Source organism: Opitutaceae bacterium, assembly GCA_015075305.1.
Lineage (GTDB): Bacteria > Verrucomicrobiota > Verrucomicrobiia > Opitutales > Opitutaceae > UBA6669.
Genome location: JABTUS010000009.1, coordinates 1 through 21372, shown reverse-complemented (window position 1 = coordinate 21372; position 21372 = coordinate 1). Strand labels below are relative to the sequence as shown.

Here is a 21372-nt window from a genome sequence, read left to right as displayed (position 1 = left end):
CAACCCGAGGCGCTGCAGGCGGAAATTTGCGCGCCACCCGGGATCAACAAGGTCCGGTCAGCTGGTTGTGGCGAAAGTATCCGCCTGGCCGATCGCCTTGCGAAGATTGGCCAGCGCCACGAGGTAGTTGTAGTTGGCCTGAAGTTGATTGTTCCGGGCCTGGGTCAGATCAACCTGGGATGTGAGAACATCCAGCTGCGTCGCGGTCCCGGCGGACTGACGGACATTTGCAAGCCGCAAGGCCTCAGCCGCCTGGTCCACAACCTTCCTGGAGGCTTCCGCAAGCTCCCACGCCTCCTGGAGCGAAGAGAGTGCCCGGCGCACCTCGACGTCAACCGCCAGCTGCGCCTCCTTGATGGACAATTGAGCCTGCGCAAGCTGGGAGCGCGCCTGTGCAATGCGCCCGGCCGTTGCCCGGCCGTCGAAAACGTTCCACTGCGATTGCACACCGACAAGCCAGCCATCCGCGGCATCGCGAAAACTGTCGCTCAATCCCGTCTTGCGCCACTGGTAGCCGGCAATGGCGTCAACGGAGGGAAGGTGGCCGGAGCGGGCCGCCTTCACGCCCTGCTCACGGGCATCCTCCAGTTTGGAAAGGCGTGCGAGTTCGGGGCGATTGGCACGGGCCGTCTCCAACGAGGTTTTCAGATCGAAGGAAACCGGCTCGGCCTTCAGTTCCCCAATGAACTCCGGGACCTTGCGCAGGTTCTCACCCTCGCCATTCACAAAACCCAGCGCCTGGCGCAGCTCCTCGATGGAGAGGCGGAATGCATTGCGGGCTTGAATCAAGGCGGGCTGCGCATTGGCCAGCGCGACCTCCGCGCGAAGCACCTCGAAACTGGAGGATGCTCCGGCCTCAAAGCGGTTCCTGGCATTTTGAAGCTGCTCCTGAAGCAGCGCCACGGACTGTTCGCGCACCTTGATGCTCTCGCGCGCCAGCAGGACGTCATAGAACCGCGTGCGCACGGAGAGCAGCGCGTCGTTGATCACCCCCTGCAGTTCGAGCACCGCAGCCTCCCGCGCGAGTTTCGCACCGGAAATCGATGCATTGATGCCGCCACCCGCATAGATTGCCTGTCGCGCCTGGATCTGAATGTTCCAGGCGGAATCGTCCTGAGGAAAGGTCTGCGCAATCTCGCGCGCGTTCCGTTGATAGGCGGCACCGACAGACACGTTCGGGATGTGTCGCGAGGAGACTTCAAGCACAACACCCTCCTGCTGCCGTATGCGCTCCCGGGCCTGGCGAATGGAGAAGTTGTTCTCCAGTGCATACTGCAGGGCCGTGGGAAGGTCCAGGGTCTCGGGAACCGGCTGCGTGGACGTTGACTGGGCCGCCAGGCCCATCGTACTGACAAGAATCACGCAGCAGAGAGCCGCACGGGAAGAGAGATTGTGCATGTTATTTGATGGCAAGTTCAGGACTGTGCTGGGCAAGCAGCGTGGATTCGCGCTCGATGTGACGGTCCTTCGAATGATCGCGGGCAATGAGCGCATAGAATGCGGGGACGATGAACAAGGTGAAGAATGATCCGACCGTCATGCCAACCACCAGCACCCAGCCAATGCTGTTGCGGGCCGCCGCACCGGGGCCCGTGACAAAAATCAGCATGAGATGTCCAAAGACCGTTGCCGCCGAGGTCATGAGAACCGGGCGCAGGCGGGTTGCCGCGGCACGGCGGGTCGCCTCCAGTTTTGGGACACCCTTCTCCTGGAGGGAGTTCGCAAACTCGACGATGAGAATGCCATTCTTGGCCACCAGCCCCACGAGCGTGGTCATGCCGATCTGCGAATAGATGTTCAGCGAGGTTTTCCAGAGAAAGATCGGCAAGGCGGCGCCAACCAGGGCGAGCGGCACCGAGCCGAACAGAATGATGCACGGATCGCGGAAGCTGTTAAACTGCGCGGCCAGCACCAGAAAGATCAGAATCACCGCAAGCCCACCCGACATCAGGAGCGCATTGCCCTCGTAGCGAAGCTGCCGCGACTGGCCGCCGTAGTCGATCGAGTACTCGGGCGGCAGGATTTCCGAGGCCTTCTTCTCCAGCTTCCGCAACGCCTGGTCCGGGCTGGGTCCGACTCCTATGATCTTCACCGAGTTGAGCTGCTGGAACCGATTGAGTGTGCGCGGCTGCACCGTCTCTTTCAGTGTCGCAATGGTGGAAAGCGGAACAAGCCGACCATTCGGACCCCGCACATGATAGTCGAGGATCTGGTCCGCCGTGAGCCGGTGCGAGCGCTCCACTTGCGGAATGACGCGATAGCTGCGCCCGTCGTTGACGAAGCGGTTCACATAACCACCACCCAGCATGGAACCCAGGTCGCGGGCAATGTCGGTCAGACTCAGACCCATGGCGGCCACCTTGTCCTTGTCGATTTCGATCTCGTACTGCGGCAGGTCGAATTTGAGATCACTATCCGCGAAATAGAATGTCGGTGCCTGATCCGGCGCATTCGCCTCGGTGTTCGCAAACAGGGTCAGTTGGTCGGCAACCTCAAGCATCTGCCGGTGGTCAGCCGTTGACCGGATCACGAATTCAATTGGGTACTGGCCGCCGGAGGGAAGGGCATCCGGCGTGTTCAACACCACGTTCATGCCGGCTATCTTCGCGGTTTCAGTAAGAAGCGATTGTTCAATCTGCACCGTCGTCCGCTTTCGTTCGGACCATGGCTTGGCAATCAGGCCTCCAAATCCGAAGTTCGGCGTCGTAAGCTGGAAGGACGCCGCGTACTCCGGCACACTCTCAAACAGCCTCTGAACCTCGTCCGCATAGCGGACATTGTGCTCAATGGTCGATGTCGGGGACGCAATGAGAAAGGTTCCGATGAAGCCCTGATCCTCCTTCGGCGCCAGTTCCTTCTGCGCAAACATGAAGAAGACCGGAAGGAGCATGCAGAGCATGACGCCTCCGGCCAGGACGAACTGCACGGTCTTGAATCGCCGGCCAAAGGCCACATCGAAAACCAATGCGAGGACCGCCGGAACCACGCCCAGTGCGAGGGCGCCGGCGCCAAGCATGCTGACGTTCCTTCCCGCAAGCGCGCCCCCAGCCACCTTCATCCCGATCAGCCCCGCGACAAACAAGATGCTGCTCGTCGCAATCCCCGCCGGCAGCACGCCCCAGCCCAGCTTCCGCCGTTCCCGAGTCGCCAGCATCGCTCCTATGAGCCGGTCGTAAGCCGTGCGCAATCGGTCGAACATGTGATTGGTGATGCCCGTCAGACCGCGCTCCTCGTGCGCATGATCCCTGAGGAGGCGCGCACTCATCATCGGCGACAGCGTCAGCGCCACAAAACCAGAAATCGTCACCGCCCCCGCGAGCGTGAAAGCAAACTCCCGGAAGAGCGCGCCGGTCAGTCCGCCTTGAAAACCGATCGGAGCATAGACGGCCGCCAGGGTGATCGTCATCGAGATGACCGTCGCCACGAGTTCCCGCGCACCGAGCACGGCGGCATCAAAAGGACTCCTGCCCTCGCGGACATGCCGCTCGACATTCTCGACGACGACGATCGCGTCATCGACGACGATACCGACGGCGAGCACGATGGCGAGCAGCGTGAGCAGGTTGATCGTGAATCCGAGCAGCAGCATGATGAAGACCGCGCCGATCAATGAAAGCGGCATTGCGACCAGCGGAATCAGCACCGACCGAACTGATCCGAGGAACAGGAAGATGACGACAGCAACGATCGCCAGCGTTTCGCCCAGCGTCTTCACGATCTCCTTGAGCGCATCATCAATGTATGCCGTGGCATCGTAACCGATCGACATTTTCATGCCCGACGGAAGTCCGGCCTCGATTCCCGGCAGCGCGTCTCGCACGCGCTTGATCACCTCCAGCGTGGATTCCGTTGGCAGAACCCAGATGCCCATGAATGTCGCGCGTTGGCCACTGAAGCGAACCTCCTCATCATAGCTCTCCGCGCCAAGCGTGACATCCGCGACATCGGACAGACGGATGATCGCGTTGTTGCGCTCGGCCACGACGAGCCTCCTGAACTCATCAACATTCTTGAGATCGGTATCCGCGACCAGACTCACGGTGATCATGGACCCCTTGGTTGCTCCAACCGCCGCCAAGGCGTTGTTGCTGGCCAGCGCCTGGCGGACTTCAGACGGACTGAGCCCATGCGCCGCCAGCGCGTCCGGCTTCAGCCAGATGCGCATCGCAAAGGTCCTCCCCCCCAGAATGTCGGCCCGCTGCACGCCCTTCAACGAGGCCAGTTGCGGCTGCACGACCCGGTCAAGGAAGTCGGTGACCTGGTTGGCCTCCATGTCCTTTGAGTGGAAACTCAGATACATCGAGGCGAACTGGTTGTCGCTCGTCTCAACGGATATCGAGGGCGCCTCGGCCTCTGGCGGGAGCTGGCTGCGCACCTGGTCAATTTTCGAGCCGATCTGCGCAAGCGCCGCATTCGTATCGTAGTTGAGCCGCAGATAAACATTGATCGTGCTCATCCCCGAGCGGCTTTCCGACTCAATGTAGTCGATGCCGTCCGCACTTGCGATGACGCGCTCAAGCTGGGTGGTGATGTAGCCGCGCACCGTCTCCGCGCTCGCACCGAAGTAGATGGTTGTCACCTTGACGACCGCGCTGTCACTTTTCGGGTACTGGCGGACATTGAGCGAAAAGTAGGACATCACGCCCACCACCAGGATCACAATGTTGACGACAAGCGCGATGACCGGCTTGCGAATGAACAGGTCCGTAAAACTCGATTTCATGGTATGACCATCACAACGCGATTTTTGGGCGCAAAAACCTCCCGTCGCACCGCCACAGGCGATGAAACGCGATCATGCTTCAGGTGTTGGCAGGCTTGGGATCCACCTGGCTCTCAGGCTTCACCGTGTTGTTTATCTGGATCTCGAGTCCGTTGCGCAGCTTGAACACACCGGATGTGGCGACCTCATCCCCCGGCTTCACGCCATCGAGGACTGCAATCATGTCGCCACGCGAGGCACCCAGTTTCACGAACATCTGCCTCACCCCCAGATACTCGGACCCATCGGCATGCTTCATCTTCTCAATGATGAAAACCGAATTGCCATAGGATGCGTAGGAGATTGCTGTCGCCGGAAGCACGACCTCGGGGTTGCCCGCCTTCAACTCTATCTCGGCGCGTGCGAACATGCCGGAGCGAAGCAACTCATCGGGATTGGCGATCGTCGCCTGCACGGAAACATTGCGGGATGCCGCATCCACGGCTGGATTGATCGCGCTGACCCTTCCTTCAAAAACACGGTCCGGAAAGGCGTCGATGCGCACATTGACCTGCTGCCCGACGGCAACCTGGGGCAGCTGGCGCTGCGGAATCTGGAGGTCGACATACATCGGATCCAGCCGCTGCAGGGGCATGAGCGGCGCGCCTCGCGCCACAAACTGCCCCAGGTTGATCAGCCGGATGCCCACGCGACCCGAAAACGGAGCACGGACGATCTTCTTTTCCAACAACGCCTTCACCGCTGCGGCATCCGCCTCGGTCTGACGCAACTGGGCATCCGCGGCGTCCAGTTGCGCCTGGCTGATGGTGTTCTTCGCGAGAAGCTCCTCGGCCCGCTGGCGGTCGAGCCTGGCGATCCGATGGCGGGCTTCGGCCGCAGCCAGTTGCGCGGTTTCGACCGTGGTGTCGAATTCAACCAGCACGTCGCCCGCCTTCACGGCCGCGCCGTTCTCAACGGCGATCCGCGTGATCGTTCCCTCCGCATCGGCTGCGAGGAGAACGCCTTCAACCGGCGCCAGGGTTGCGATGGAATTCAGCGTCCGCCGCCACACGGCCTGCTCCGCCTTCGCGGAGGTGACAGCAGCGGCGGGCATCGCATGCTGGTGCGATGACATCTCCTTGATTTGCGACACCTTGACGGCACCGAGTGTAAAAAACACGAGTGCGACTCCTCCGATGAGACACAATAATCTCTTGAGCATGGTAGGTTGGGGAAAAGTTTGCGTCCGTCAGGTCAGGCCACGCTGGCCGCGGGATTCTGGGACTTTGCGTTCGCCGCAGTTGTGACTTTCATCGTGCCTTGAAGAACTTTGCCGAGCAACTGAACAAGGGTTCTACGTTCAGTCTCGTTCAGTCCGGACATCAGGGCGGCAGTTTGTCGAAAATGCTCCGGGAGAAAGCTGTGCAGGAAGGCTTCCCCCTTTGGCGTGAGGTTCACCGACATCATGCGGCGATCCTGTGAATCCGGCTCACGCTTCACAAATCCGTCCTTCTCCAGGGTGTCGATCAAGCCAGTCATTGTCGCCCTGGCCACACCCGCCTTCTCCGCCAGTTCAGCGGGCGTGCGGCGATCCCCACAGTCATCATGCCGATTCATGAGCAGCATGAGCACGGTGAACCGGCCTTGGGAAATATTCCTGGATGAAAGAAATGCGTCCGTTGCCCTGAACACCTCGTCGCCCGTTCTCAGCAAATGCAGGTAAACTTCCAACGCCGATGGATCCAGGTCAGGAAACCGCTTGGCACCTTTCAGAAGGCACTCATAACGCGGAAGGTCCTTGAGCATCAGCAGCGGCATGCAGAATTGATTGGAACGCGAAATAGTTAGGAGCCTAATCAAAAAAGCAAGCCGCTGATATGATATTTATCAGCCGCTCACGCATTCCGAAGCTTCGACAAGAATCCCGGGCAATCCAAAGGATCGCGCCTATTCCACTACCCTCTGATCAATAACAATTAATCAAGCTTGCTCGCTGCCGCAACAATGGCCTCGGCGGTGATTCCAAGCTCCTTGAACACCGTTCCGCCGGGCGCACTCATGCCAAATCGATCGATGCCGATGCTGGCTCCATCGAGCCCGACGTACTGTCGCCATGGCGAAGTGACTCCCGCCTCGATTGAGATGCGCCGGCGCACGGATGTCGGCATCACGGCATCACGATAATCCTGAGGCTGACGGTTGAATCGTTCAAAACAGGGTACCGATACGACGCGGGTACCGGGTCCCAGAATCCTGGCAGCCGCCACGGCATACTGCAGCTCCGAACCGCTCGCCAGCAGCAGCGTGCTCAACGGCGCGGTCTCACGAATGGCAATGTACGCACCCCGCGCGACACCGTTTCTGCGCTGCTCGACCGGGATTTCGTTCAGCATCGGCACGGCCTGGCGGGTCAGGGCTATCAATGTGGGCCCATCCATGCGCCCGAAAGCCGCGGCAAAGGCACCCGCCGTCTCCTCCGGATCCGCGGGACGAATCACATCGAGTCCGGGAAATGCGCGGAGGGACGCGACCGTTTCCACCGGCTGGTGCGTCGGGCCATCCTCGCCAACACCCACCGAGTCGTGCGTGTAGATGTACACGACGGGGAGGTGGGAAAGCGCAGCAAGGCGCATCGCCGGGCGCGAGTAATCCGCGAAGACAAGAAATGTCGCAACGGAAGGACGGAAAAGGGCATCGTAGGCGATTCCGTTCGCCATCGCCGCCATGGCGTGCTCCCGGATGCCAAACCGAATGTTTCGCCCGGCGCGATTCGACGGATCGAAGTCGGGAGCATCGGCAATCAGGTTCAGGGTCGAGCCATAGAGATCCGCACTGCCTCCGATCACCCATGGCATCGCGGCCGCAATGGGCTGAAGCACGGCTTTGCCCGCGGCGCGCGTTGCGAGCTTTGAATCCGGTGCAAAAGGCGGAATCCTCTCAAGCAGCTCCGCCGCCGTCACCGGCCCATCAGCCTGCGACTTGTCGAGCATCGCAGCCTTGTCCGGATTCGCCTCGCGCCACGCCTTGTAGGTCTTGTGCCATTTGTTGCAGCCGCGCACGAGGCGCGCCTTGTGCTGGGCAAAATAGGCGCGGACGTCATCGCTCACAAAGAAATGCTCCGCCGGAAGCCCGAGCGCGGTCTTGGCCGCATCGATGAACTTGGCCCCACCCTCGCCGTGGCCCTTCGGCGTGCCCTGCACCTCGGGAATGCCGCGCGCAATCACCGTCTTTGCAATGATCAACTGAGGCCTGCCCGACTTGGTCTTCTTCGCCCGATTGAACGCCTTCAGGAATGCAACCATGTCGTGTCCATCGACCGTCTGCACATCCCATTCGATCGCCTTGAATCGCGCCGCGGTGTTTTCGCTCTGCGTCTTGTTCGCCATCGCGTCGAGCGTGACGTCGTTCGAATCGTATATGAGGATCAGGTTGTCCAGTTTCTGATGTCCCGCAAAGGAGACAGCCTCCATCGCCACGCCCTCCTGCATGCAACCGTCGCCGGCAAGGGCCACGACATGGTAGTCGAGAATCGTGTGCTCAGCCGTGTTGTAGTGCGCCGCAGCCATCTTCGCGGACACGGCAAGCCCGACTTCATTTCCAATCCCCTGCCCCAACGGACCGGTCGTCGCCTCCACACCCGGCGTGTCGTGAAACTCCGGGTGTCCAGGCGTCCGGCTGCCAAGCTGGCGAAAGCGCTTCAGGTCGTCCATCGACAGATCGTAACCGCTCAAATGCAGCCAGGCGTACAGGAACATGGATCCGTGACCGGCCGACAGGACAAAGCGGTCGCGGTTGATCCACCGGGGACGCTCGGGATTGTGCTGAAGCGCATGGCCGTACAGCACGGCTCCGATCTCCGCAGCGCCAAGCGGCAGCCCGAGGTGCCCCGACTGGGCGGCGTGAATGGCGTCCATGGCAAGGCCACGGGCTTGGTTGGCTGCTTTGGCGAGAAGGAGGGTCTGTAAGGTCATGTCGGGCTGAAATTATGACTGCACGTCGTTGAACACAAAGGCGCAAGGTTCATTTTCCACGCAAAAAAAGCGAGCCGAAGCGGGCTCGCCTTGATAAAAGTCTGCGTACGGGATGCGCCTGGGCTCTCCGGGCGCGTCCCACGCGCATCAATTGGATGCGACAGGAGCCGCCTCGGTGGCAGCCTTCTCGTCGTAGGCCTTGCGCTTGACGGCCATGGCGGCCTTTCCTTCACGATCGCGCAGGTAATACAGACGGGCCCGCATGATTTCGGACTCCTTCTCCACCTCGATCTTCACCACATTGGGCGAGTTCACCGGGAACACACGCTCCACCCCCTCGCCATAGCTGATGCGGCGAACGGTGAACGTCTCGTGAATGCCTGATCCTTTCAATGCGATCACCACGCCTGCAAAGATCTGCACGCGCTCCTTGTCGCCTTCGCGCACCTTCGTGTGCACTCGAACGCCATCCCCCACCTTGAAGGGGGGACGGTCGGATTTCACCTGGTTTGCGGTGATTTCTTTGATGATCGGGTTCATGACTTGGCTTTCGTTACTTGAGTAAATCGGGTCGGACCTGGCGTGTTTTTTCCACCTGCCTCGCATGCCGCCACTTTTCTATCTCGGCATGATTGCCCGAAAGGAGAACTTCGGGAACGGACATGCCTCGGAATTCGGCGGGACGCGTATATTGAGGAAAGTCGAGCAACTTGCGGGTGAACGATTCGTGCGTCAATGACTTTTCCTCCCCCAGAACGCCGGGGATCAACCGCGCAACCGCATCCACCACCACGGCGGCGGCCAGTGTGCCATTGGTCAGCACATAGTCACCTATGGAGACTTCTTCATCGATCAGGCAGTCGCGAATCCTCTGGTCGATACCCTCATAATGCCCGCTGAGAAGCAGAATGTGCGTCTCTCCGGCCAGGCGTTCAGCCATCGCTTGATCGAAGGGCCTGCCGTCCGGTGTCAGATAGATCCGTCGCGACTCCGGACGCTGCAGCGCCTCAATCGCTGCAAACACCGGATCAGGCTTCAATACCATGCCCGCACCACCACCAAACGGACGATCATCCGCCGTGCGATGGCGATCGGTCGCCCATCCTCTCAAGTCATGCACGCCGACTTGGATCAAATTCCGCTCAATCGCCTTGCCAAGAATGCTTTCAGCAAGAAAGCCATCCAGCATCCGCGGGAAAAGCGTCAGGATGTCAATGGAGAGCGGCATGACTGCGGCGGAAAATGGGGCGCCAGTCCCAGGCGGCAAATCGGCGAATCCACGCCGGCAACAAAAAAAGCCTCGTTGCACGAGGCTTCCTCAAACGGTTGTGGCCGGTGCCGGCTCTCCGCCAGAGTGTCCCGACTCAGGAGGCTGCTGATGCAGCCGCCCTGCGGACCTTCTTGGCGAGCGAATGCACTGTCGAGGAGGGCTTCGCACCCTTGCTGATCCAATAGTCGACACGGTCAATCTTGAGGGTCAATGCGTCAGCTCCCTTGGACCGTGGAGAATAGGTTCCAAGCATTTCGATGGCGGCACCATCGCGGCGGGAACGAGCCTCGGCTACCACAACGTGGTAGATGGGTTTATGGGTGGCCCCGATGCGGGACAGGCGAATACTGAGTGCCATGATGCGTGAGTAAGACCGATGATTTGCTTGAAAAGCCGACAAGTGCACGGCCCGACAAATGGCTTGTCAAGCACTGAGTCCCATCGCTCTGCTCTGCCTTTATGCTCAAAGCCGGAATCGTCGGACTTCCCAATGTAGGCAAGTCCACCCTCTTCAATGCCCTGACCCGCTCCCGAAAGGCTGAGGCGGCCAACTATCCGTTCTGCACGATCGATCCCAACATCGGCGTCGTGACCGTCCCCGACGATCGTCTCGCCGCCTTGCAGAAAATTGCCAAAACCAGCGTGGTCATTCCCGCCGCAATCGAGTTCGTCGACATCGCCGGGCTGGTTGCCGGGGCGAGCAAGGGCGAGGGGCTGGGCAACCAATTCCTCGCCAATATCCGCGAGACCGATGCCATCGTCCACGTCGTTCGCTGCTTCGAGGATCCCGATGTCATCCATACCATGGGGACGGTGGATCCGGTGCGCGACATTGAGATCATCACCACCGAGCTGATACTCGCCGACCTCGATGCGGTGACCAAGCGCATCGAGAAAACGCAGAAGAAGGCGAAGAGCGGCGACAAGGAAGCCCAGGCGGAAATCCAGCTCCTTGAACGCCTGAGTCCCCACCTCAATGCCAACAGGCCCGCAAACATTCTGCCCGCCTCCGATGAGGAAAAAAAACTCCTTCAGCATTTCCAGCTCCTCAGCGCAAAGCCTGTTCTGTACGCCTGCAATGTCGCCGAGGCCGAGCTGGCTGCGGCGGAGGACAATCCGTTCGTCAAGCAGGTCGCTGAATTTGTCAGAACGCATCACGATGCCGCCTATGTTCCCATCAGCGCCAGAATCGAGGCTGAGCTGATCGATCTCGCACCCGAGGAGGCGAAGGAGTTTCTCAAAGACCTCGGTGTGGATGACTCCGGAGTCTCCCAGTTGATCCGCGGCACCTATGCACTGCTTGGCTTGCAAACCTATTTTACCGCCGGTGAGAAGGAGGTCCGCGCCTGGACGATCAAGAAGGGATGGAAGGCTCCGCAGGCGGCGGGAGTGATCCACACGGATTTCGAGAAGGGCTTCATCAAGGCTGAGGTCGTCGCCTACGACGACCTTGTTCGACTCGGCAGCACTGCAGCTGCGAGAGAGAGCGGAAAGTACCGTCTCGAAGGCAAGGACTACGTCTTTGCCGATGGCGACGTCGCCCTCTTCCGTTTCAACAACTGACGGGCAGCCAGGTATTCCAAAACGGAATGCCTGGGCCCGCGGAGCATGCCCAGCCGCCCGTCAGACGACTGTGCCATGGGGCACGACGACTCCCTTGGGCACGATCAAAATGCGATCTCGAATGAGCACCCCGTGCGCGTAAGTGCCGTCCGGCTTTCCCTCAGGTGACAACACGACGTTGTCCCCGATCCGCGTATTCTTGTCGATGATGGCCTTGCGGATCCTGCAGTTGCGGCCAATGCCGATGTTCGGAACTCCCTTGACGGCATTGGCTGCGATCTCGGCCTCACCTTCGTAGAAGTCGGAGCCCATGACGATCACGTCCTCCAGGTTGGTCCCCTCCCCCAGGTACGAACGAATGCCCAACACGCAGCGGTGAAGCGCGCAGTCCGTCACGATCGAGCCATCGCCAATGACGACGTGGTCGATCTGGCATTTGTTGATCTTTGACGCCGGAAGGAAACGCGCCGATGTGTAGATGGGCGCGCGCTCATCGAAGAAGTTGAAGGGAGGCAGCGGATGCGCGAGGTGAAGATTGGCGTCGAAGAATGCCGCCACCGTTCCAATGTCCTCCCAGTAGCCCTCGAAAATATGGGTGAAAATACGCCGCTTGCCCAGAAGGCTGGGAATGACCTCCTTGCCAAAATCGGTCATTGAATTGTCGAGAGCCTCCGCAAGAACCTGCCTGTTGAAAACATAAATGCCCATCGACGCCAGGCAGCGCTTCTCGTCGCTCCGCGTGGTCAGTTTCGCCTCAATGCTTTCGCTCAGCGCGAGACCCGCGATGACCGCTGGATCCTTCGGCTTTTCAACAAAGCCATTCACCGCAAGGTCGTCGCCCACTCTCATCAGTCCGAGGCCCTCAACGCGGGAGGCCGGAAACGGAATGCCTGCAATGGTGACATCCGCGTCATTCGCAATATGCTCCTCGATGATCTTCATGTAATCCATCCGATAGAGCTGGTCGCCGGAGAGAATCAGCACGAAGTCATGGTTGAAGGCCCGGTAATGGATGAGGTTTCGTCGCACCGCGTCCGCAGTTCCCTGATACCAGTCCACACTCTTCTCCGTCTGTTCAGCGGAAAGAATATCAACAAATCCGCCTCCAAAGGCATCGAAATTGTAGGTGTTTCGGATATGCCGATGAAGGGAGGCGGTGTTGAACTGGGTCAGCAGAAAAATCCGGTTGATGCCCGAATTTATGCAGTTGCTGATCGGGATGTCGACGAGCCGGTATTTCCCCGCAAGCGGCACCGCCGGCTTGCAGCGTTCCATGGTGAGCGGATAGAGCCGGGTGCCCCGCCCGCCGCCCATGATTACGGCCAATACACGTTTTTCGAGAGTCATGTCACTTTATGCCTACAGGGTTTCCTGGATGATCATGTGAAATTTTTCCGGGCGGTGCTTGTCACCGCCAGAGTCTGGAAAGTTGTTGAATGATGAAAGGGGGGCGCCCGATTCCGCCGCGAAGGAAATGCCGGCATTCAATCGTGGGGAACGTGGTCTGTTGCAGAGGCCCCTATTCGAAATGATTACGTGGACAGGCGTCGAGCCCTAAGCGTCACTTGAAAATTGCCTCGTCGTCGTTCAGGGGTCACTGGCAGGCTCCCTCCCCGGCCGAACCAATCGCATGACAATCTTTCCCGATCGCGACGCTTTCCTCCGCCTCGCCAAGTCCGCCAACGTGATTCCCGTCTATACGGACCTGATGGCTGACTTCGAAACACCCGTTTCAGCCTATGCGAAACTTCGCGATGCCGGACCATCGTACCTCCTCGAATCGGTGGAAGGCGGTGAAACGCTTTCACGTTACAGTTTCATCGGCTGCCGCCCGCGAAAGACTCTGGCCTGCGGCCCGGAGACAACGGAAATCAGAACACCCGGCGCGCCGCCAAAAGTCGTGCCGACACCGGCGGACCCGCTGACGCTGCTCGAAGACGAAATGCGGGGGTTTCATCCGGTGAGCCTGCCGGGCCTGCCGCGCTTCACCGGCGGCGCCGTCGGATTCATCGGCTATGAATATGCGACCCGGGTGGAACCAACCGTTCCGGCTGCGAAGGATGACGAGCTCGGGCTGCCGATGCTCTATTTCATGCTTTCGGATTCGCTCCTCATCTTTGACAGGGCGAAGCAGACCCTTCGCCTCTGCGTCAACGCACACGTGGCCGGCGATCCTGAAGGCGCGTATCAATCCGCCACGACGGAGCTCGCACACCTCTTCGACCTCCTGCGCAAACCCCGCGAATTGGCTCCAGCGCCGCTCGTCAATCCCGGTGCGATAGGTGTCCCCCCGGGCAACTTCACACAGGCCGGTTTCGAGAAGGCTGTCGCCGATGGAAAGGAATTCATTCGCGCCGGCGACATCATCCAGTTTGTTCCGTCCCAGCGCTTCTCCAGGCCTTTCACCAAATCACCGCTCGATCTTTACCGGGCCCTGCGCACGGTCAACCCGTCGCCATACATGTTCATTCTGGACACAGGTGATTTTGCGATCGTCGGCGCCTCGCCTGAAGTGCACGTGAGATTGACCGACGGGCGGGTCGAGATCCGCCCGATCGCCGGCACGCGCAGGCGCGGCGCCACCGCTTCGGAGGATCACGCCCTGGAAAAGGAGCTCCTCGCCGACGAGAAGGAGCGCGCCGAGCACCTGATGCTGGTGGATCTGGCGCGGAACGACATCGGCCGGGTCTGCCGCTTCGGCAGCGTCACGGTGCCGGAAATGATGGTCATCGAGCGTTACTCGCACGTGATGCACATCGTTTCGCAGGTCGAGGGAACAATCGACGAGGGAAGGACGGCCTACGATCTCATGCGTGCGACGTTTCCCGCGGGCACCGTTTCCGGCGCCCCCAAGATCCGGGCCATGCAGATCATCGCTGGCACTGAACCAACCCAGCGCGGATTCTACGCCGGTGCTCTCGGTTACTTCGGTTATGATGGCAATCTTGACTCCTGCATCATGCTGCGGACGTCTCTGTTGAAAAACGGAAGGATCTACATTCAGGCCGGTGCTGGAGTCGTCGCCGACAGCGATCCCGCATCTGAATTCCAGGAAACGATCAACAAGGCTTCGGCCCTGTTCAAGGCGGTGGCGATAGCTGAGCGACTTTGAATTCGCTGCCCGCAAGCGGGATTCGCTCATGGGCTTTGTCACTGGAATTGACCGGATTCATGTGTGACACTCCGGATCGGCAGGCTCGGGATTGCCTGTCATACTGAGACAGATTAGCACACTCAATAGGCGGGCTTTTCACGTGCCCGCTCTCATCCGTTGGGCCAAATGGACTGGCCCGGTTTAGGCTGGTCGTTAGGTGCCTAATCATTTAACGTCACACACGGAACCTTCCATACGGTGGCTGTCGGAACAACTAACAGCATACGCATATATTCAAAGTCATGATCTTTCATTCCCACACCTCACAAGCGTTTGCCGACATGGATCTGGGTACGTCACGCGGTTCGGGCTCAATTGCACCCTCCACCCCGTCTGTTGAAGCCCCTCCTTCCTTTCTGGAAAGGCCCGAGCCCGCAGCCCGGGAGACGTCGGTGCCCGTCGAGCGCAGCAGCCTTCAGCTCTATCTTCAGGAAATCGGCAAGACTCCGCTCCTGACTGTCCAGGAAGAGATCGTCCTCGCCAAGCGCATTCGCCGGGGCGACAAGGCGGCCCGCGATCACATGATCTCCGCGAACCTGCGATTGGTCGTGAAGATTGCGATGGACTACAAGGACTTCGGGCTGCCGCTTCTCGACCTCATAAGCGAGGGCAACCTGGGTTTGATCAAGGCAGTGGAACGGTTTGACCCCCGCAAGGGGGGCAAACTCTCCACCTACGCAGCCTGGTGGATCAAGCAGTCGATCAAGCGCGCGCTGGCCAACCAGAGCAAGACCATCCGCCTCCCGGTTCATCTTGTCGACAAGATCGCCAAGATGCGCAGAACGGCGCTGGCCATGACCGAGTCGCTTGGCCGCGAGCCAACGGACGAGGAGCTGGCCATTGAACTTCAGATTCCGACGAGCAAGGTCGCGCATCTCAAGTCAGTCAGCGTTCGTCCAACTTCGCTCGACGCTCCCATTGGGGACGACAGCGATTCGGGCACCTTTGGAGACATTGTCGGCGATGAAAACGCCATGAGTCCGCTCGAGTCGCTGAAGGAACGCATGCAAAGCTCCGACCTGCGCGCGATGCTCGATGCACTTGAGCCCCGCGAGGCGGAAATCATCAAGCTGCGCTTTGGATTCGATGGACGCGACGAACTCACGCTCGAGGAGGTGGGCAGGAAATTCAAGGTCACCCGCGAGCGTATCCGCCAGCTCCAGAACATCGCGCTCTCCAAGATGCGAAAGGCGATCGCCCGCAATGAAGCTCAGCGCACCGCGGATGAAATTGAACTGGAGGACCGCCAGCGCCAGCGCATGGAGGTCATCCGCGAATTCATCGAATCAAAAACCCGCGACGGCGTGCCGGCCTCCGCACAGGTCGGCCTCAACTAGTCTCATGAAGTCTCGCGCGATCGAAAGCCGGCGCTCCCGCGCCGGCTTTCTGCCGCCCGGGTTCGCACGCGCTCCTCAGTCAGCAGCCGGCTGCTTCGAGCCGGCCAGCGACTCCAGAATCCGTTCAGACGCCTGCATGCCTTTCTTCATCACACCGAGGCTGAAGCTCTCGTTCGGGGCATGCAGGTTGTCCTCGGGAAGAAAGAGGCCGATCATCAGGGAGTCGAGTCCAAGGATGCGCTTGATCTCTCCAATGATGGGAATGCTCCCACCTTCACGCAGATAGAGCGGCGGTCTGCCAAAGACCTCCGTGATCGCCTTGTCCGCCGAACGAAACGCCCGGGCCAGCACGGGTGACTGATCCTTTGGCGTATTTGACCGGTCGGGGGGCACCACAACATACGGAACCCCATCGTGCTGGTCGACGAGGCGGATGGTCACGTCATCCGGCGCACGTTCACGCACGGTGCGATAGACAAGCTCCCTGATCCTGTCCGGATCCTGGCTCGGAACCAGCCGGCAGGAAATCTTGGCGAACGCCCGGCTCGGAATGACCGTCTTCGTTCCCTCTCCCTGGTAGCCTCCGCCAATGCCATTGAACTCCAGCGTCGGCAGAAAGCGGACCGCCTCCATCGGCCCATAGCCTTCAGGCGTATGAAATTTCCGGATACCCAGAAATCTTCGATAGCTCTCCAAGTCTCCGTCGAGCTTCGCCAGTTCCCGCCTCTCCCACGGCTCCACATCGAGCACGTCATCGTAGAAACCGGGCACGTTCACCCGTCCGTCCGGGCTGTGCAGGGAGGCGCAGATTTCCGCCAGCGCCTGTATCGGATTCCTCAATACTCCGCCATGAAGGCCGGAGTGCAAATCGGTCCCTGCCGTTGTCACTTCGAGATCGAACAGCATGAGTCCCCGGAGCCCGCACGTGATGACGACCTGGTCCTCGCTGGGGCTCCCCGTGTCCGACAGCAGCACGAAATCGGCCTTCAACTTGTCCCTGTGCTTCTCCAGAAACCCCGAAAAACTGGGGCTCCCCATCTCCTCCTCCCCTTCAATGAGAAAGGTAATGCGCAGGGGCAGGTCGGGACGCCTCTGCAGCAGCCCGGCGACCGCCGCAATGTGCACCATGAGCGGCCCCTTGTTGTCGGCCGTTCCACGTCCGTAGATCCGCCCGTTGCGAACCTCGGGCTCAAAGGGCGCGGATGTCCACAGATTGAGCGGATCCACGGGCTGCACGTCGTAGTGTCCGTAGATCATCACGTGCGGCCAGGAATCCGGTCCCGTTCGTTTCGCCAGAATGACCGGATGAAGCCCGGTCGCGGCGATTTCGACCGAGAATCCGATCGATTTCAGCAGACCCGCGACAAATTCACGCGCTCCGGCCATCCCCGCCTTGCAGCTCGAATCGGCCGAGACACTCGGGTGCCGGACGTACTCCTTCAGTTTTTCAACAGGATCAAACATTCGGCGACCGTGACGCATTCGCCAAACCTGCGCTAGTACGAAAAGACAAAAACGCCCTATTGGTACTTTTGACGGGCCTGCTCGTACGTCGCCATGTACTGCGGCGCGAGTTCCTCAAGATTGCGAATGCGCTGCTGATCCGACGGGTGGGTCGACAGCCACACCGGCGGCTTGCCCTGATTCGCGCTTTTTGCCGCCATCTTTTTCCAGAAAGTCACCGCCGCGCGGGGATCATACCCGGCACCCGCCGCAAACCGCAGACCAATGCGGTCGGCCTCGGATTCATGAAGACGCGAATAGGGAAGCAGCGCCCCGAGATTGGCCGCGAGGCCGTAGGCGCTCATGATGGCCGCACGCTTGGAAGGATCCACCTGCTTCATGTCCATGCCGATCTGCGCCAGCGCCGCACCGCCGGCAACCAGGTAATTCTGCGAGGTTCGCTCCGCACCGTGCCTGGAACTGACATGGGCGATCTCATGCCCCATGACCGCGGCCAGCTCGTCATCGGAGGACACCAGCTTGAGCAATCCGGTGTACACGCCCACCTTGCCTCCCGGCAGCGCGAAGGCATTGACCTGCGGAGAATCGAAAACGACGAACTCCCACCGCGCATTCGGAATGTCGCGTCCGACGGACTGCGCGATCCGCCTGCCCACGCGCTGAACCTGGGCGTTCGCAGCCGGATCCTGCGAAACCTTTTCCTCCTTTTTGATCTGATCAAATGCACTCAGGCCCATCTGGGCTTCTTCAGACGGCGATACGAGCATCACCTGGTGCCTGCCCGTCTCCGGAACCGTGGAGCAGCCGGCAAGAACACCAACGGCAAGCATTGCAGCGAAAATTCGGAGGTTCATTGTTTGGACGTTGTCAGACCCTTGCACGAGCGGGAGGTTCAACGCAATCCTTCACGCTTCGCGCCGCGCGGCCTCCCCCCTTGCCTCAGACGGAGAACCCGCATGAATGCACCAGGCGGCATCGCAAGCCTCTGATCGATCAATGCCGGAAGTGACGGACGCCCGTAAAGACCATGGCCATTCCCCGGTCATTGGCGGCCTTTATCACTTCCTCGTCGCGCACGGAACCACCCGGCTGAATCGCGCTGGTCGCCCCCGCATCGGCGGCGGCGATCAGGCCGTCCGCGAATGGAAAGAGCGCCTCACTGGCCACAACCGATCCCTTCAAGTCGAGCCCCGCCTCGCCGGCTTTCCAGACCGCGATGCGGGAGCTGTCCACGCGCGCCATCTGCCCCGCCCCCACTCCGAGGGTCTGCTCGCCGCGCGCGTAGACGATCGCGTTCGACTTGACGTGCTTGCACACCTTCCAGCCGAAGATCATTGAATCCCATTCCTCCGGCGTGGGCTCGCGGCTTGTCACCACCTTGAAATCAGCGCCTTTTTCCATGCGACGGTCACGATCCTGCACCAGTATTCCTCCAACAACCGATCGGATCTCCTGGAGCGCATCGGCGCCAAGGCCGCCCTTTGCGACCATCAGCCGGAGGTTTTTCTTTTTCCCAAGGATCGCGAGCGCATCGTCGTCAAAACGCGGCGCTATGATGACTTCGGTGAAGATGTCGGAGATCGCCTTCGCCACGGCGCCGTCAAGCGTCCGATTCACGATGATGATGCCTCCAAACGGAGCCTGCCGGTCCGTCGCGTAGGCCTTGTTCCAGGCATCGATCAGCACCTCCGCACTGGCGACTCCACAGGGATTCGTGTGTTTCAGAATCGCGACGGTGGGACGCTCGAATTCACCGATGAGGTAGGTGGCGGACGTGATGTCCAGAATGTTGTTGTAGCTGAGTTCCCTGCCCTGCAGTTGCTGGAAATGATCGTGAAACGTGCCGTAGAGCGCGGCCTTCTGGTGCGGATTCTCCCCGTATCGAAGCGCCTGGGCCTTGTCAAAGCCGATGGAAAACCGCGCCGGAAGCCCGCTCAACGCATGGATGTCGGGTTCCGCAGCCTGCGCCTCGAGATAGCGGGCGATCGCCGCATCATAGGCCGCCGTTCGCTGAAACACCTTCAGCGCCAGCTCCCGCCGCAAAGCAGCGAGTTTCGTCGGCGAATCCATCGCCTCGAGCACCCGCGTGTAGTCACCTGGATCGCACACCACCGTGACGCTCGCCTGATTCTTGGCCGCGCTGCGCAGCATGGACGGCCCGCCAATGTCGATGTTCTCGATCGCTTCTTCAAATTCGACATCCGGTTTCGCAACCGTCGCTTCAAAGGGATACAGGTTCACCACCACCAGATCGATCAACGCGATCCCGTTGGCCTTCGCCTGGGCGAGATGGTCCTCCTTGTCGCGCCTGCAAAGCAAACCGCCGTGAATCTTTGGATGCAGCGTCTTGACACGGCCCTCCATGATCTCGGGAAACCCCGTGTGCGTCCCCACCTCGGTGACGGGCAGTCCCTGGGCGCCCAGCAGCTTCGCGGTTCCACCCGTCGAAAGCAGGCGATAGCCATGCTTGCGAACCAATGCGGTTGCAAATTCCGCCAGGCCTTGTTTGTCGCTCACCGAAAGCAGCGCCAGTTTTTCCATAGAGAAGGGCTTTTTGCGCTTCCCCGCGGTATCCGGCAAGCCGGAACACAATGCGGCTCCAAACCGCGTCTGACGACGTGGCATTGCGTAATCCCGAACCACGCCTACACTCCCCGGTCTTCGTTCCACCGTGTCCGCTTCCGCTCCCATCCCGGGCCTGACCGCCCAACTTGACAAGCTGATCTACCATCACGGTGGAATCTGCGCGCCGCCGGACAAGCGCCACGCGTTCATCTACTACATCACCATCCAGAACGGATCCCCCCACACCATCACCCTGCTCGGACGCAAATGGGTGCTTGAATACGAGGACGGACGCCGGGCGGTGATCGAGGGCGACAAGATCGTGGGCGAAACGCCGCGACTGGTTCCCGGCGAGGCGTTCAGCTACAACAGCTATCACCTGACAAATGAGAACGCGCAGGTCCATGGAAGCTTCCACGGCGTCGATGAGACGGGCGCAAGAATCCATGTCGTTCTCCCCCCGTTCGCCATGGCGATTCCATCACGCTGATCCGTGCATCTCCGCGAAATGACCCCAAAAGGTTGCGCTTGCACGTTCCCCCGGGCTCCGTCTCTCTGACCGATCCGTAAATGAATCTCATCGACCTGAACCGCGAAGGCGGAATCGGTGCAAACTCGCTCTTCCTCCGCCTTGGCGATCTGCGCATCCTCGTGGACTGCGGCATGCACCCGAAACACGCCGGCCGGGCTGCAACTCCGGATCTGGGCAAACTCAGGGGAGTCTCGCTCGATCTCATCATTGTCACCCACTGCCACCTCGATCACATCGGAAGCCTCCCCTTGGTCATGCGGGAACACCCCGATACGCCCGTGATTCTTTCAACCGCAAGCCGCATGCTCATTGAGCGCATGCTGCACAACTCGGCAAGCGTGATGACCCGTCAGAAGGAGGAGTTGCAGCTTCCCGATCTGCCCCTTTTCACGCACGCGGAGATCGACCGCCTGAGCAAGCGCTTCACGCCAATTCCGTTCGGACAGGCTAAACGCTTCCGGGGAAACAAGGACGAGATCGAGGTGATCCTTCACCCGGCCGGGCATGTCGTGGGAGCGGCCGGCGTCGAGATCCATCACAAGCATCGCGGAATCTTCATCACGGGCGACGTTCTCTTCGAGGACCAGCGCACGCTCTCAGGCGCCAAGTTCCCGGCCGGTCGTTTTGACACGCTGGTCATGGAGACAACGCGCGGCGCCACGGAGCGCCCGCTTGACAAGGGACGCGTGCGCGAATTAGGGCGCCTCATCGACAGCATCAACGACACAATCCAGCGCGGGGGATCGTATCTCATTCCCGTCTTTGCGCTGGGCCGGATGCAGGAGATCCTTTCAATCGTCCATGATGCCCGCAA

The 21372-nt window shown here is 60.3% G+C and carries 17 protein-coding genes; 5 read left to right on the top strand and 12 right to left on the bottom strand.

The features are described from left to right. Positions 1-57 precede the first annotated feature (57 nt). The 8 genes from HS122_16475 to rpsP form a co-directional block, all read right to left on the bottom strand. The gene (locus HS122_16475) at positions 58-1398 is read right to left on the bottom strand and encodes a TolC family protein (protein ID MBE7539993.1); all 1341 of its coding nucleotides are present in this window, start codon (positions 1396-1398) and stop codon (positions 58-60) included. Between the two features lies 1 nt (position 1399). Next, positions 1400-4723 carry an efflux RND transporter permease subunit gene (locus tag HS122_16470; GenBank protein ID MBE7539992.1) on the bottom strand — a complete coding sequence of 1108 codons (3324 nt, stop codon included), beginning with the start codon at positions 4721-4723 and terminating at the stop codon, positions 1400-1402. Between the two features lie 79 nt (positions 4724-4802). Further along, the gene (locus tag HS122_16465; GenBank protein MBE7539991.1) at positions 4803-5924 is read right to left on the bottom strand and encodes an efflux RND transporter periplasmic adaptor subunit; all 1122 of its coding nucleotides are present in this window, start codon (positions 5922-5924) and stop codon (positions 4803-4805) included. 32 nt (positions 5925-5956) lie between these two features. Beyond that, positions 5957-6520: a MarR family transcriptional regulator gene (locus tag HS122_16460; protein MBE7539990.1), complete on the bottom strand. Its 564-nt coding sequence runs from the start codon at positions 6518-6520 to the stop codon at positions 5957-5959. A gap of 158 nt (positions 6521-6678) precedes the next feature. After that, entirely contained in the window at positions 6679-8673 is a 1995-nt protein-coding gene (gene tkt / locus HS122_16455; protein MBE7539989.1) for a transketolase, read from the bottom strand. A gap of 147 nt (positions 8674-8820) precedes the next feature. After that, entirely contained in the window at positions 8821-9213 is a 393-nt protein-coding gene (gene rplS, locus HS122_16450) for a 50S ribosomal protein L19 (protein MBE7539988.1), read from the bottom strand. A gap of 13 nt (positions 9214-9226) precedes the next feature. Then, entirely contained in the window at positions 9227-9901 is a 675-nt protein-coding gene (gene trmD, locus HS122_16445) for a tRNA (guanosine(37)-N1)-methyltransferase TrmD (protein ID MBE7539987.1), read from the bottom strand. 136 nt (positions 9902-10037) lie between these two features. Then, complete coding sequence (gene rpsP / locus HS122_16440) at positions 10038-10301, bottom strand: 30S ribosomal protein S16 (protein MBE7539986.1); 264 nt, start codon at positions 10299-10301, stop codon at positions 10038-10040. Positions 10302-10402: 101 nt separating this feature from the next. On the opposite strand from rpsP, the gene ychF reads away from it, so the two are divergent. After that, entirely contained in the window at positions 10403-11506 is a 1104-nt protein-coding gene (gene ychF / locus HS122_16435; GenBank protein MBE7539985.1) for a redox-regulated ATPase YchF, read from the top strand. A gap of 60 nt (positions 11507-11566) precedes the next feature. Here ychF and HS122_16430 read toward each other — a convergent pair whose 3' ends face one another. Continuing rightward, positions 11567-12853 carry a glucose-1-phosphate adenylyltransferase gene (locus tag HS122_16430; GenBank protein ID MBE7539984.1) on the bottom strand — a complete coding sequence of 429 codons (1287 nt, stop codon included), beginning with the start codon at positions 12851-12853 and terminating at the stop codon, positions 11567-11569. Between the two features lie 283 nt (positions 12854-13136). Here HS122_16430 and trpE point away from each other — a divergent pair, with 283 nt between their 5' ends. Together trpE and HS122_16420 are read left to right on the top strand one after the other, a co-directional pair. Continuing rightward, positions 13137-14618: an anthranilate synthase component I gene (trpE, locus tag HS122_16425; GenBank protein MBE7539983.1), complete on the top strand. Its 1482-nt coding sequence runs from the start codon at positions 13137-13139 to the stop codon at positions 14616-14618. Between the two features lie 323 nt (positions 14619-14941). Further along, the gene (locus HS122_16420) at positions 14942-15997 is read left to right on the top strand and encodes an RNA polymerase sigma factor RpoD/SigA (GenBank protein MBE7539982.1); all 1056 of its coding nucleotides are present in this window, start codon (positions 14942-14944) and stop codon (positions 15995-15997) included. Between the two features lie 75 nt (positions 15998-16072). On the opposite strand, the gene HS122_16415 is transcribed toward HS122_16420, so the two are convergent. From HS122_16415 to purH, 3 genes are all read right to left on the bottom strand, one after another. Beyond that, positions 16073-17461 carry a dipeptidase gene (locus HS122_16415; GenBank protein ID MBE7539981.1) on the bottom strand — a complete coding sequence of 463 codons (1389 nt, stop codon included), beginning with the start codon at positions 17459-17461 and terminating at the stop codon, positions 16073-16075. A 56-nt stretch (positions 17462-17517) separates the two neighbouring features. After that, complete coding sequence (locus HS122_16410) at positions 17518-18315, bottom strand: M48 family metallopeptidase (protein ID MBE7539980.1); 798 nt, start codon at positions 18313-18315, stop codon at positions 17518-17520. Positions 18316-18454: 139 nt separating this feature from the next. Next, positions 18455-20002, bottom strand: a complete 1548-nt coding sequence (gene purH / locus HS122_16405; GenBank protein MBE7539979.1) for a bifunctional phosphoribosylaminoimidazolecarboxamide formyltransferase/IMP cyclohydrolase — start codon at positions 20000-20002, stop codon at positions 18455-18457. A gap of 130 nt (positions 20003-20132) precedes the next feature. On the opposite strand from purH, the gene HS122_16400 reads away from it, so the two are divergent. Continuing rightward, positions 20133-20516, top strand: coding sequence for an ApaG domain (locus HS122_16400; protein ID MBE7539978.1), 384 nt, complete (start codon positions 20133-20135; stop codon positions 20514-20516). Between the two features lie 80 nt (positions 20517-20596). Further along, positions 20597-21372, top strand: a 776-nt coding sequence (locus HS122_16395) for an MBL fold metallo-hydrolase (protein MBE7539977.1), incomplete at its 3' end; no start/stop codon positions are given.